The organism is Mesorhizobium sp. P2_C7 (assembly GCF_056404515.1).
In genome coordinates this window covers 147,728-159,461 of the sequence record NZ_JBFUDW010000016.1, presented here as the reverse complement: position 1 = coordinate 159,461, position 11,734 = coordinate 147,728, and the positions used below count along the sequence as shown (strand labels likewise).

Here is an 11,734-nt window from a genome sequence, read left to right as displayed (position 1 = left end):
AGCAATCTTGCGCAATGAACTACCGGGGGCTGGCTGACCGGCCCCCGGCTGGCGTCTCTCAGGCTTCGAGCCAGAGATATTCCGCCATTGCGTAGCCCATCATGCCACCAAGCGGGTTCGCCTCCAAACCCTTCACCTTGCTAGAGAGGGCATCCACGTTGGAAATGTAGGCCGGGATGATGGTGCCGGCCTCCTCGGAGACCATAGCCTGCATCTGGCCGTAGATCTCCTTGCGCTTGGCCTGGTCGAGCGAGCCGCGCGCCTCGATGAGCATCTTGTCGAATTTCTCGGACTTGTACTGGCTTTCGTTCCACGGCGCGTTGGAAGCGTAGAGGAGCGAGAACAGGATGTCCGGCGTCGGGCGCGGATTGATGTTGCCGAAATGGATCGGCGCCTTGAGCCAGTAATTGTCCCAATAGCCGTCGGCCGGGACGCGCTGGACGTCGAGTTTCATGCCGATATCCGCGCCGGCGGCCTGGATGATCACCGCCATGTCGATCGACGACGTCGCGGCGTCGGAAGCGATCACCGGGATGGACTGGCCGAGCAGGCCTGCCTTCTGGAAGTGGAACTTTGCCTTGTCCGGGTCGAAAGCCTTCGGCTTGATGTCGGGATTGTGGAAGATGTTTGCCGGCGAGACAGGCTGGTCGTTGCCGATTTCGCCAAGGCCGCGCAATGCCGATTTGACGATCTGCTCGCGGTTGACGAGATACTTCATGCCGGCCACGAAATCGGCCTTGCTGCCCGGATCCATGTCGAGCCGGATGTTGAGGTCGGTATAGTTACCCGAGGTCGTCTTCGACAGCTCGAAGCCCTGCTGGCCGCCGATGAGCTTCATCGCGCGCGGATTGATCGAAGCCGCAAAATTGATGTCGCCGGAAAGCAGGGCGTTGACGCGGGCACTGTCGTCGCTGATGGCGATGAATTCGAAAGAGTCGAGATAGGGCTTGCCCGACTTCCAGTAGTTCTTGTTCTTGGTGACCACCGACCGCACGCCCGGTTCGAAAGCCTCGAGCACGAAGGCGCCGGTGCCATTGCCCTTGGAGAAGTCGGTGGTGCCGTCCTGGACGATCATGAAGTGATGCAGCGCCAGGATGTTCGGGAGGTCGGCATTCGGGTCGGCGAGCGTGATTTCAACGGTCGACTTGTCTACCGCCTTGAAGCCGGTCATCTGCGCGGCGATCTTGGCGACCTTGGAGCCGACCGCTTTGTCGAGATGGCGCTTCAGCGAGTAGACGACGTCGTCGGCGGTAAGGTCCTTGCCGTCGTGGAAGGTGACGCCCTTGCGCAGCTTCACCGTCCAGGTCTTGGCGTCCTTGCTGTCGAAGCTCTCGGCCAGCTCCATCTGCGTGACGCCATCCTTGTCGAGGAAAGTCAGGCGGTTGTAGAGCGAGCAGCAGCGGACATAGTCGGTGGAGAGCGACGCCTTTGCAGGATCAAGCGTGTCGGCGGTCGATGACGACCAGCCGGCGGCTTTGAAGTTTCCGCCGGAAACCGGCTCAGCGGCGACGGCATTGGTGGCGCGGCCGAGCACCAGGCTGCCCGCGGCAACCGCGGCGCCGCCGGCCAACAGCATCTTGAGAAGTTCGCGGCGGTTCGCGCCCCGCCGAATGGCGTTTTCGACCATGGCATCGTCTGCGCTGGTCCAGTTCGTGATCTTGTCGGTCATGTTATTCCCCTTTCTGTTTGTTTGGTCGGGATGCTCGTCTTGTTGCGGCTTTCCGGGCTTGGGCTCAGGTTCGTTCCTTCAGGCTTTCCCGCACGGCCGACGCCAATGCGGCCATTGAGGTGAAGTGGTAGTCCGGGGCGGTGAAGCGCTCCGGCTCGATCGTGCCGCCATAGCCCTTCTGGGCGTGCCGGCGTTCGATCCAGCAGTTGGTCAGGCCAAGTGTCCGGGATATGCCGATGTCGTGATACTGGCTCTGCGCGACGTGCAGGATGTCGTCCTTGCGGTCACCCCGGGAGGCGACGAAATCAAAGACCTTCTGGAAGAACGCCGGATCCGGTTTCTCCGTTCTGGTATCGTCGGCGGTAAAGGTGGCGAAGAAGGGCGATCCCAACTGCTTCTCGAAATGATTGAGCGCCCAGCGCCGGGCATTGGTCATGGCAATCAGCTTGTGTGACTTCGCAAGCTCGGCCAATGCCGCCGCGCTGTCAGGAAAGCCTTGCCAGGTGCTGGCGGAGTCCCGCAGGCGGACGCCGTATTTCTCCTCGGCCGGCAGGCCGAGCCGCGGCGCGATGACCGTGTAGACACGCACGAGATCGTCAGGGAACAGCCCTGCATCGGGCATGTAGCGGGCCTGCCGGTACAGGGCCAGCGCGGCTTCGCCATCGATGGAAACGCCAGCGTCACCGGCAATCCCGGCCAGGCAGGTGGTAATGCCGCCTTCGAAGTCGATCAGCGTGCCGACGACGTCGAAGGTCATGTATTTGAATTCGCTAAAGCCCCTGGCCAAGACTGGCTCTCCTCTGCGCGCGGCCGAATTGCATGGTGTTGAACAGAACAAAATTCCGTGCTGTCCGGGGCGTCGGCCTTTTCAAAAGCTCGGAAATTCGGGCCTTCTGGCCTTGTCTTAAGGACAGTCTGGCACTTCCCCCGCGCTGGATTCGCCGAAAAGGCGTGAGGGGGCGGCACAAAATTGCGAAATCGTCTGCCCCGGCGCTATTTCGAAACACGCGGTATTCGTCGGCCGTCATGCCAGGGCCTGGCGGACATCAGCATCGTCCAATGTTTGGTCGAGCGTCCGGCGCGTGCGCTCGATGATAGCATCGATGTCGTCGTCGGTGCAGCAGAGCGGGGGAGCGTAGCCGATAACCCCATTCGCAAAGGCACGGATGATGAGACCGTTGTCCCACGCCCTGTCGAAGACGCGCCGCGCCGGCATGGCCGATGCGGGAAGCGGTGTCTTCCTCCTTTTGTCGACCACCAGTTCGATCGCGGCAAGCATGCCGCGACCACGCACGTCGCCCACCAGCGGGTGGTCTCTCAGGCCCTCCAGCCCCGCCATCAGGCGAGCGCCGGCCTTGATGCCGTTCTCCAGCAGGCCGTCTTCGTAGAGCTTCAACACCTCGAGCGCGACGGCGGCGCTGACGGGATGGGCGGAATAGGTATAGCCGTGGCCGACCGCAGAAGCGCCCGCGCCATCGGCGATGACGTTGTAGACATGATCGGCCATGAATACGGCGCCCATCGGGACATAGCCCGAGGTCAGCCCCTTCGCGGTCGTCATCAAGTCGGGAACGATGTCCTCGTCCGTGCAGGCGAAGAGAGGGCCCGTGCGGCCGAAGCCGGTGATCACCTCGTCGGCGATGAACAGGATGCCGTACTCCCGGCAGAGTTCGCGCATCGCCTTAATCCAGCCCTTCGGCGGGACGATCACACCACCCGACCCCTGGATCGGCTCGGCATAGAAGGCAGCGACCCGCTCCGGTCCGAGCTCGTCGATCTTGGCCTTCAGCGCGGCGAGCGATGCGGCGATGATCGCGTTCGCGTCCTCGCCTACCGGGTTGCGATAGGGGTAGGGCGAGGGGATCTTGTGTTGCCATTCGAAGGGAATGCCGAAACCGGCGTGAAAGGCGGGCAGAGCGGTCAGGCCCGCGCCGACCACCGACGATCCGTGATAGCCTTGCTCGATGGAAATAAACTGGTCGCGTTTCGGCTCGCCCCTGGCATTCCAATAGTAGCGAACGAAACGGATCGTGCTGTCGACCGCGTCAGACCCGCCGAGCGTGAAATAGACGTGATTGAGGTCGCCTGGCGCGCGCTCGGCCAGCTCCGAGGCGAGGCGGATGGCCGGCTCCGAGCCGAGGTCGAAATAGGCGGTGGCGTAGGGAAGCTCGCGCATCTGCCTTGCCGCCGCCTCGACGATGCTGTCGTGGCCGTAGCCGGCATTGACGCACCACAGTCCGGCGAAACCGTCGACAAGTTGCCGGCCGGATGCATCGGTCACGGTCGCCCCCTTCGCCGATTTCAGCACGCGCACGCCGAGGGCCTCATGGCCACGGTATGAGGAGACCGGATGGATGAGATGGGCGCGGTCGAGTTCGATCAGGGAATTGGCGAGCATTGTTTTCCTCCGCGCTAGCCGAGCGCCTGATTGGCGAGGGCGTAAACTTTTGGCCTGGCCTGTTCCGCGCCCGTCTTGGGCGGACGGTCCATGGCGACGCCGCCGCCGGCATGGGCGAGGCCGATGTCTTCGAGCCAGCCGGCAATGCCGGTCCGGCTGTCGGTATCCACACGCAGAAAGGCGCCGGGGCGCGGCGCGGCGAAGAAGCTGATCAGGGCCCTGGCGTCCGCGGCACTTCCCGCGATGACCGGACCAATCACCTCGCCGCGTCCAAACGGGCGGATCGCGGCATAGGCGTCGATGGCGCCGTTGCGGCGGATAACCGCGAGTTGGCCGTGCTCGGCCAGCGCATCGATCAGGGCTTCGCGGTCGGCGCCATAGGCGTCGCGGTCCAGCGCCTTGATGTCCGACAGATCGTCCATGCGTGCGGCTTCCACGTCCTCGGGCGCGCCGAGCTGTGCAACCGTACCCTGATGCTGCAGGATCGTGCCGGAGGGCACAAAGCCCAGTTTCTGATAGAGAGGCATGCCGTCAGTCGTCGCGACGAGCCGCAGCGGACGGTCGCCGGCGAGGGCGAGAGCCTGATCCATAAGCCGGCGCCCGAGCCCCTTGCCACGCACGTTCCTGCCGACGATCACCATGTTGATCATGGCGCAATCCGCGCCGTAGGGCGTTACCAGGATGGTTCCGGTGACACGGCCCTCGTCGTCGACCGCGACCGCGCCGCTGGAGAGCTGCAGCGCCATCTGCCAGTCCTGCGGGCGATGCGGCCACTTCTCCTGGCGAGAAAGCGCCACCGCTCCCTCGATATGGTCCGGCCCAAAGTCCTGGATTTCGATCTCGCCCTGCGGCATGAGGTGCCCCTATCGTCTGAGGCCAAGTCTCGGCCATCAGCGCGCCGCAGATCATCTGAAGGCTTCGGCTTCGACAGTATCTTTCGCCGTAGCGCGAGGCGTGCGCCGCATCTTGTGCTGGCACCCTCCAGGGCGGACGCGCTTCACACCTCGTACGGCGCCGCTTCGGCACGGCAGATGCTACAGCGTGCCAAACCGGATGGTGGATACGGAACTTTCTGCTTTCGGGAGGGCGATTTCAGTCAGGTGGGTCGCCACCAGCCGTCCTATGATGAAATACATCCCAGCGCGGATGTGCTTCCACCGGAGATCGACGGACATGGCTTCCTTCAGGCCCAAATACATCACCTTCGACTGCTACGGCACGTTGACCCATTTCCAGATGGCGGAAGCAGCGCGCGACCTCTACGGCAGCCGGCTCGACGAACCGCGCATGCAGGAGTTCATCAAGAACTTCGCGGCGTATCGGCTCGACGAGATCATGGGCGACTGGAAGCCCTATGCCGACGTCGTTCACAACGCGCTCGAGCGCTCCTGCAAGCGCAATGGCGTCGCCTTCAGCGCCGACAACGCCAGGATGGTCTATGAGCGTGTCCCGACCTGGGGACCGCACGCGGACGTCCCGGCCGGCCTGGCGAAGGTGGCCAAGGATATTCCGCTGGTCATCCTGTCCAACGCCATGAACGCGCAGATCATGTCCAATGTCGAAAAGCTAGGCGCGCCGTTCCATGCCGTCTACACGGCCGAGCAGGCGCAGGCCTACAAGCCTCGCTTCCAAGCCTTCGAATACATGCTCGACATGCTGGGCTGCGGCACGGAGGACATCCTTCACTGCTCGTCTTCGTTCCGCTACGACCTGATGTCGGCGCACGATCTTGGCATCAAGAACAAGGTCTGGGTCAACCGGGGCCACGAGCCAGCCAACCCGTACTATGGCTATGTCGAGATATCAGACATTTCCGGTCTTCCAGGCGTGGTCGGTCTCTGAAACAGGCGGGTTGCCGATGAAGTTCGTCTCCTACTGGCACGACACAGCCCCTGTCTTTTCCGGCGGGGCGCAGGGCCCGGTCGAGGGGCACTACGATGCCGCCATCATCGGCGGCGGCTTCACCGGTCTCGCCGCGGCGCGCCAACTGGCGAAGGCCGGCGCCAAGGTGGCCGTGCTGGAGGCGGAGCGGGTGGGCTGGGGCGCATCTGGTCGCAATGGCGGGCACTTGAACAACGGCCTCGCCCACAGCTATCTCTCGGCCAAAGCGGAGCTCGGCAAGGAACGCGCAATCGCGCTCTACCGGGCGCTCGACGACTCTGTCGATACCATTGAGGCGCTGGTCGCCGAAGAGGGCATCGACTGCAATTTCCGCCGCGCCGGCAAGCTGAAGCTCGCCTCCAAGCCGCAGCATTTCGAAGCGATTGCCCGCAACTTCGAAGCCCTCCATGCCGAAGTCGATCCGGATACGGAGCTGCTGTCGACGGCCGATCTCAAGTCCGAGATTGGCTCGCCCTTCCACGGCGCGATGCTGTCGAAGAAGAGCGCCATGATGCATATGGGCCGCTATGTGGCAGGCTTGGCCACGGCCGCCGCCCGCCACGGTGCGGTGATCCACGAGAACGCGGCGGTGACCGACCGCAAGCAGGCCGGCAACAGGCATGAGCTGACAACCTCCCGCGGGCGGATCAGCGCCGACAATGTGCTGGTGGCGACCGGCGCTTACACGACGCCGAATTTCGGCTATTTCCGCCGCAGGATCATCTCCGTCGGCAGCTTCATCATCGCTACAAGGCCGTTGAGCGACGCCGAGATCGCTGCGACCATGCCCGGCAACCGGACATGCGTGACATCGATGAACATAGGCAACTACTTCCGGCTTTCGCCGGACAGGCGCCTGATCTTCGGCGGTCGCGCACGCTTCTCGGCGACATCGGACCAGCGCTCCGATGCCAGGAGCGGACAGATATTGCAGGCAGGCCTTGCGGCGATCTTCCCGCAACTGGCCAAGGTCGAGATCGACTATTGCTGGGGCGGGCTGGTCGACATGACCAAGGACCGTTTTCCGCGGGCCGGCTACCATGACGGTGTCTGGTACGCGATGGGCTATTCGGGCCACGGCGCGCAGCTTTCCACCCATCTCGGCATGATCCTGGCTGATGCCATGCTCGGCCGCGAAGACCGCAATCCGATGAAGGGGCTCGAGTGGCCTTCCATTCCCGGCTATTCCGGCAAGCCCTGGTTCCTGCCGATGGTCGGCCTCTACTACAAGGCGCTCGACCGAATTCAGTGATCGTCGATCCGGCCCGGTCGGGCTTCAGCCAATTGCCTCAGCTGAGCCCGCCCATGTGGAAGCTCTTCATCTCGAGATATTCCTCGATACCGGCCTGCGCCCCCTCGCGGCCGAGGCCTGACTGCTTGACGCCGCCGAAGGGGGCCACTTCCATCGAGACCGAGCCGGTGTTGAGTCCCACCATGCCGAACTCTAGCGCCTCGCCAACGCGCCAGGCGCGTTTCAGGTTCTCTGTGTAAAAGTACGAGGCAAGCCCGTAGGGCGTGCCGTTGGCGAGCGCGATCGCTTCCTCTTCCGTCTCGAACCGGAAAAGCGGCGCGACCGGGCCGAACGTTTCCTCGCCGGCGAGCTGCATGTCTTTCGTGGCGCCGGTCAGCACCAGCGGCGCGACATATTGAGGACCCTCCGGCAGCGCCGGCTTCTCGCTGATGATCACAGCACCTTTGGCGATCGCGTCGTCGACATGGCGGTTGATCTTCTCGACCGCCGCCATGTTGATCATCGGTCCGATGGTGACGCCAGGCTGCGTGCCGGGCCCCACCGTCATGGCGTTGACGCGGGCGGAAAGCTTCGCGGCGAAGGTTTCGTAGACAGTGGCCTGGACGAGAATGCGGTTGGCGCAGACGCAGGTCTGGCCGCCGTTGCGGAACTTCGAGACAAGCGCGCCCTCGACGGCGAGATCGAGATCGGCGTCGTCAAAGACGATGAGAGGCGCGTTGCCGCCGAGTTCGAGACTGAGCCGCTTAACGCTGTCCGCTGCCCCGCGCATCAGCAGCGAACCGACCCGCGTCGAGCCGGTGAAGGAGATCTTGCGAACGGTCTCGTTCGCCATGATCTCGTTGCCGATCTCGGCCGGCATGCCGGTGACGATGTTGATGACGCCCGCGGGAATGCCCGCCCGTTCGGCCAGCACGCCAAGCGCCAGCGCGGAATAGGGCGTGAACTCTGACGGCTTGATGACCACCGTGCAGCCGGCGGCCAGCGCCGGCGCGACCTTGCGGGTGATCATCGCATTGGGAAAATTCCACGGCGTGATGATGCCGCATACCCCGACCGGCTCCTTCAGCACGATGATGCGCCGGTCGGATGTCGGTGAGGGGACGGTGTGGCCGTTGATGCGGCGTGCCTCCTCCGCGAACCATTTGACGAACGACGCGCCGTAACGGATCTCGCCCTTGGCCTCGTCCAGCGGCTTGCCCTGTTCCGTCGTCAGGATCAGCGCGAGATCGTCCAGATGCGCGAGCATCAGGCCATGCCAGGCTTCCAGCAGGGAAGCGCGCTCGGCGTTGGTCTTCTTCTTCCAGTTCCCATAAGCGGTAGCCGCGGCCTCCACGGCCGCGCGGGTCTCCGGACCGGCCATGTCGGGCACAGTGCCGATCGCTGCCTGGGTCGAAGGATCGACGACATCGACCGTCCTGCCGGAGCCGGAAGCGACCCATTGGCCGCCAATCAGACCGGCTTCGCGGAAGAGACTTTTGTCTTTCAGGTTTTTCATCGAAAACGACCTTGCAATCAGGGGAATGCCGCGACGATGGCGGCCGTGATGGTTTCCGTGGTGTCCTTGCCGGCAGTTGTTCCAACACCTCGCGCGGTCGTCGCCTCGATCGCCTTCATCACGCGGCTGGCCGCGGCCTTTTCGCCCAGATGGTCGAGCATCATTGCGCCGGACCAGATGGTGGCGATCGGATTGGCGATGCCGAGATGGGCGATGTCGGGCGCGGAGCCGTGCACCGGCTCGAACATGGATGGCGCCGAGCGATCGGGGTTGATGTTAGCGGAGGCCGCGTAGCCGAGCCCGCCCTGGATCGCTGCGCCGATATCGGTCAGGATGTCGCCGAAGAGGTTGGAGGCGACGACCACGTCGAGGCTCTCCGGCGCCATGATCATGCGCGCGGCGAGCGCGTCTACATGATAGCTGGTCACTTCGACGTCGGAGTACTCGGCGGCCAGCTTGCGGGTAATCTCGTCCCAGAACACCATCGAATATTTCTGCGCGTTGGATTTGGTGACGGAGGCGAGCTTGCCGCGCCGCGCCCGCGCCTGCTCGAAGCCGAAGCGCAGGATGCGCTCGACGCCGGCACGGGTGAAGATCGAGGTCTCCACGGCGACCTCGTCCGCAGTGCCTTGATGCACGCGCCCGCCGGCGCCCGAATATTCGCCTTCGGTGTTCTCGCGGATGCACAGGATGTCGAAGTTTTCCGCCTGCAGTGGTCCGGTGACGCCCGGCAGCAGGCGGTGCGGCCGGATGTTGGCGTACTGCACGAATGCCTTGCGGATCGGCAGCAGCAGGCCGTGCAGCGAAACGGAATCCGGCACCTCCGCCGGCCAGCCGACCGCGCCGAGAAGGATGGCGTCGAAGCCGCGCAAGGTCTCGATGCCGTCCTCGGGCATCATGCAGCCCGTCTGCTTGAAGAAGCGGCAGGACCAGGGCAACTCGGTTCCCGCTACGGCAAAGCCAAAGTTTCTGGCCACCGTTTCCAGCACCGTCCAGGCGGCGGCGGTCACATCGCGGCCAATGCCGTCACCGGGGATCAGAGCGATCGAATAGGACTTCATCGGCATCTCTTCACAGGCTGATCAGGACGCTCTTGGTCCTGCGGTTGGCGAGATAGGCCTCACGGCCAAGATCCTTGCCGATGCCGGACCGCTTGTAGCCCCCGGTTGGCAGGATATGGTCGCGCGAGCGGCTGTAGCGGTTGACCCAGACGGTGCCCGCTTCGAGCTTGCGCGCGAAGCGGATGGTGCGGGACAGGTCGGAGGTGAAGAGGCCGGAGGCCAGCCCGTAGGTCGGATGGCTGGACAGTGCCAGCGCCTCTTCCTCGGTCTCAAAGGTCTGGACGGTCAGGACCGGACCGAAGATCTCCTCGACGATGGCCGGATTGGCCTGGTCGACATCTGCGATCAGCGTCGGCTCGTAGAAATAGCCTGGGCTGTCCATGACGCCGCCGCCGGTGAGGCATTCGCCGCCGGCCTCGATCGCGGTGCGCACGATGCCGTCGACACGCGCCCGCTGCCGTTCCGAGATTATGGGCGAATACTGCGTCGCCTCGTCCCAGGTCGGGCCGGGCCGCACAGCCTTCATCTTCTCCAGGATCGCGGCCGTCAGCCTGTCGGCCACGCTCTTCTCGACGATCAGGCGCGTGCCGGCCACACAGGCCTGGCCGGCATTGAAGGTGACGCTGCCGGCGATCGCCGTCGCTGCCTTCTCCAGATCGGCATCGGCAAAGACGATCTGCGGGCTCTTGCCGCCGAGTTCCAGCGTCATCGGCTTGACGCCGGTGCGAGCGACGTTTTCCATGATGGCCGAACCGGCGCGGGTCGAGCCGGTGAACGAGACCTTGGCGATCTCGGAATGGCCGGTCAGCGCCGTTCCGGTCGTCGGGCCGTCTCCCAGGACCACGTTAATGAGCCCTGCCGGTAAGCCTGCCCTCACGGCGAGTTGTGCCATGTAGACTGCGGAAAAGGGCGTCATTTCCGACGGCTTCAGCACGACCGCATTGCCCGCGGCCAATGCCGGACCAAGCTTCCAGCCAGCCATCGAGATGGGGAAGTTCCAGGGTGTGATCGCGCCGACCACGCCATAGGGCTCGCTCATGATCATGCCGAGACTGGCGTCGTCGGTCGGCACCAGCTCGCTGCCTTCCTTGTCGGCGAATTCGGCAAAGAAGCGGATCTGCTCGGCGGTTATGGCAATGTCGCCGGCGACGAGCTGGCCGACGGGCCGCGTCGAGCACAGCGCCTCGATTTTTGCCAGCGTTTCGGCTTCCGCCTCGATCAGGTCGGCCCAGGCCTGGAGCGCCCTGGTGCGCTCGCGCGGCCGAACGCCGCCCCAGTTGCTGGTCTTCAGTGCCGCCTTGGCGCTTTCCACAGCACGGTCGACCATATCGACGCCTGCCACGGGGCTGACGGCGTATGCCTTGCCATCCGACGGGCGGCGCATCTCGATCGCACCCTCGGCCGCGATCAGCTCCCCGTCGATAAAATGGCCGACGGGAAGGGAGACGGTATTCGGGTCGAAGCTCAGGCCCATGGGCGCCCACTCTCAGCTGTTCTGGAGGAGCCTAGCGCGAGCAGCGGCGCAGCATGCACCGTTCGAAGATCGGTCGCGGATGATTGTTGCGTGCTGGCGATGAGGGACGGCAAAATCTGTTGCGGAGGCGCCGGCTCGCGCAGACCCACTACCCTACCGTGACATAGATCTTGCGCACCGTTTCGATGGTCTTCCAGACACCGGTGAAGCCGGGCTTCATTACGAAGCTGTCGCCGGCGCGGTAGGTCACCGTCTCGCCGGCGTCGGGCGTGATCTCGATCACGCCGGAAAGGATGTGGCAGAATTCGAAAGTCTCGCCCTTGATCGAGCGCGTCTCTCCCGGCGTCGCTTCCCAGACGCCGGTATGGACGAGATCGTCCTTGGCGGCGTCCTGCGCCCAGGTCTTGAAGGCGGGGTCGCCGGTTAACAGCCGTTCGGGCAACGCCTTGGACTGGCGTGGTGGGAAAGATGGGGCGGTGTCGACGGTCTTGAGCAGGGACAAGT

The 11,734-nt window shown here is 64.2% G+C and carries 11 protein-coding genes; 2 read left to right on the top strand and 9 right to left on the bottom strand.

Translation table 11 applies throughout. From position 1 onward, the window contains the following. Positions 1-58 precede the first annotated feature (58 nt). The 5 genes from AC1D2G_RS28170 to AC1D2G_RS28150 all read right to left on the bottom strand — a co-directional run bounded on the left by AC1D2G_RS28170 (position 59) and on the right by AC1D2G_RS28150 (position 5,242). Complete coding sequence (locus tag AC1D2G_RS28170) at positions 59-1,669, bottom strand: ABC transporter substrate-binding protein (RefSeq protein WP_477418146.1); 1,611 nt, start codon at positions 1,667-1,669, stop codon at positions 59-61. A gap of 64 nt (positions 1,670-1,733) precedes the next feature. Next, positions 1,734-2,426, bottom strand: coding sequence for an HAD-IA family hydrolase (locus AC1D2G_RS28165; RefSeq protein ID WP_477418144.1), 693 nt, complete (start codon positions 2,424-2,426; stop codon positions 1,734-1,736). 267 nt (positions 2,427-2,693) lie between these two features. Beyond that, positions 2,694-4,067 (bottom strand): aminotransferase class III-fold pyridoxal phosphate-dependent enzyme, encoded by a 1,374-nt coding sequence (locus tag AC1D2G_RS28160; RefSeq protein ID WP_477418142.1) that lies wholly within the window; start codon positions 4,065-4,067, stop codon positions 2,694-2,696. Positions 4,068-4,081: 14 nt separating this feature from the next. Continuing rightward, positions 4,082-4,921 (bottom strand): GNAT family N-acetyltransferase, encoded by an 840-nt coding sequence (locus AC1D2G_RS28155; RefSeq protein WP_477418140.1) that lies wholly within the window; start codon positions 4,919-4,921, stop codon positions 4,082-4,084. A gap of 180 nt (positions 4,922-5,101) precedes the next feature. Further along, positions 5,102-5,242, bottom strand: coding sequence for a hypothetical protein (locus AC1D2G_RS28150; RefSeq protein WP_457151150.1), 141 nt, complete (start codon positions 5,240-5,242; stop codon positions 5,102-5,104). Between AC1D2G_RS28150 and AC1D2G_RS28145 the strand changes: the two genes are divergently transcribed. Together AC1D2G_RS28145 and AC1D2G_RS28140 are read left to right on the top strand one after the other, a co-directional pair. Continuing rightward, the gene (locus tag AC1D2G_RS28145) at positions 5,241-5,909 is read left to right on the top strand and encodes a haloacid dehalogenase type II (RefSeq protein WP_477418138.1); all 669 of its coding nucleotides are present in this window, start codon (positions 5,241-5,243) and stop codon (positions 5,907-5,909) included. The two genes, AC1D2G_RS28150 and AC1D2G_RS28145, sit on opposite strands and share 2 nt — an antisense overlap. Before the next feature lie 16 nt (positions 5,910-5,925). Further along, entirely contained in the window at positions 5,926-7,200 is a 1,275-nt protein-coding gene (locus AC1D2G_RS28140) for an NAD(P)/FAD-dependent oxidoreductase (RefSeq protein ID WP_477394370.1), read from the top strand. 37 nt (positions 7,201-7,237) lie between these two features. On the opposite strand, the gene AC1D2G_RS28135 is transcribed toward AC1D2G_RS28140, so the two are convergent. The 4 genes from AC1D2G_RS28135 to AC1D2G_RS28120 all read right to left on the bottom strand — a co-directional run bounded on the left by AC1D2G_RS28135 (position 7,238) and on the right by AC1D2G_RS28120 (position 11,732). After that, positions 7,238-8,695 carry an NAD-dependent succinate-semialdehyde dehydrogenase gene (locus AC1D2G_RS28135; protein WP_477394372.1) on the bottom strand — a complete coding sequence of 486 codons (1,458 nt, stop codon included), beginning with the start codon at positions 8,693-8,695 and terminating at the stop codon, positions 7,238-7,240. A 17-nt stretch (positions 8,696-8,712) separates the two neighbouring features. Next, positions 8,713-9,756 carry a tartrate dehydrogenase gene (locus AC1D2G_RS28130; protein WP_477418137.1) on the bottom strand — a complete coding sequence of 348 codons (1,044 nt, stop codon included), beginning with the start codon at positions 9,754-9,756 and terminating at the stop codon, positions 8,713-8,715. Between the two features lie 10 nt (positions 9,757-9,766). Continuing rightward, positions 9,767-11,230, bottom strand: coding sequence for an aldehyde dehydrogenase family protein (locus AC1D2G_RS28125; RefSeq protein WP_477418135.1), 1,464 nt, complete (start codon positions 11,228-11,230; stop codon positions 9,767-9,769). Between the two features lie 148 nt (positions 11,231-11,378). Next, positions 11,379-11,732 carry a cupin domain-containing protein gene (locus AC1D2G_RS28120; RefSeq protein WP_477418133.1) on the bottom strand — a complete coding sequence of 118 codons (354 nt, stop codon included), beginning with the start codon at positions 11,730-11,732 and terminating at the stop codon, positions 11,379-11,381. Positions 11,733-11,734: the final 2 nt, after the last annotated feature.

Coding starts and splice junctions, on each gene's coding strand:
- AC1D2G_RS28170 (WP_477418146.1), bottom strand. CDS start 1,669: ATGACCGACAAGATCACGAACTGGACCAGCGCAGACGATGCCATGGTC.
- AC1D2G_RS28165 (WP_477418144.1), bottom strand. CDS start 2,426: ATGACCTTCGACGTCGTCGGCACGCTGATCGACTTCGAAGGCGGCATT.
- AC1D2G_RS28160 (WP_477418142.1), bottom strand. CDS start 4,067: ATGCTCGCCAATTCCCTGATCGAACTCGACCGCGCCCATCTCATCCAT.
- AC1D2G_RS28155 (WP_477418140.1), bottom strand. CDS start 4,921: ATGCCGCAGGGCGAGATCGAAATCCAGGACTTTGGGCCGGACCATATC.
- AC1D2G_RS28145 (WP_477418138.1), top strand. CDS start 5,241: ATGGCTTCCTTCAGGCCCAAATACATCACCTTCGACTGCTACGGCACG.
- AC1D2G_RS28150 (WP_457151150.1), bottom strand. CDS start 5,242: ATGTCCGTCGATCTCCGGTGGAAGCACATCCGCGCTGGGATGTATTTC.
- AC1D2G_RS28140 (WP_477394370.1), top strand. CDS start 5,926: ATGAAGTTCGTCTCCTACTGGCACGACACAGCCCCTGTCTTTTCCGGC.
- AC1D2G_RS28135 (WP_477394372.1), bottom strand. CDS start 8,695: ATGAAAAACCTGAAAGACAAAAGTCTCTTCCGCGAAGCCGGTCTGATT.
- AC1D2G_RS28130 (WP_477418137.1), bottom strand. CDS start 9,756: ATGAAGTCCTATTCGATCGCTCTGATCCCCGGTGACGGCATTGGCCGC.
- AC1D2G_RS28125 (WP_477418135.1), bottom strand. CDS start 11,230: ATGGGCCTGAGCTTCGACCCGAATACCGTCTCCCTTCCCGTCGGCCAT.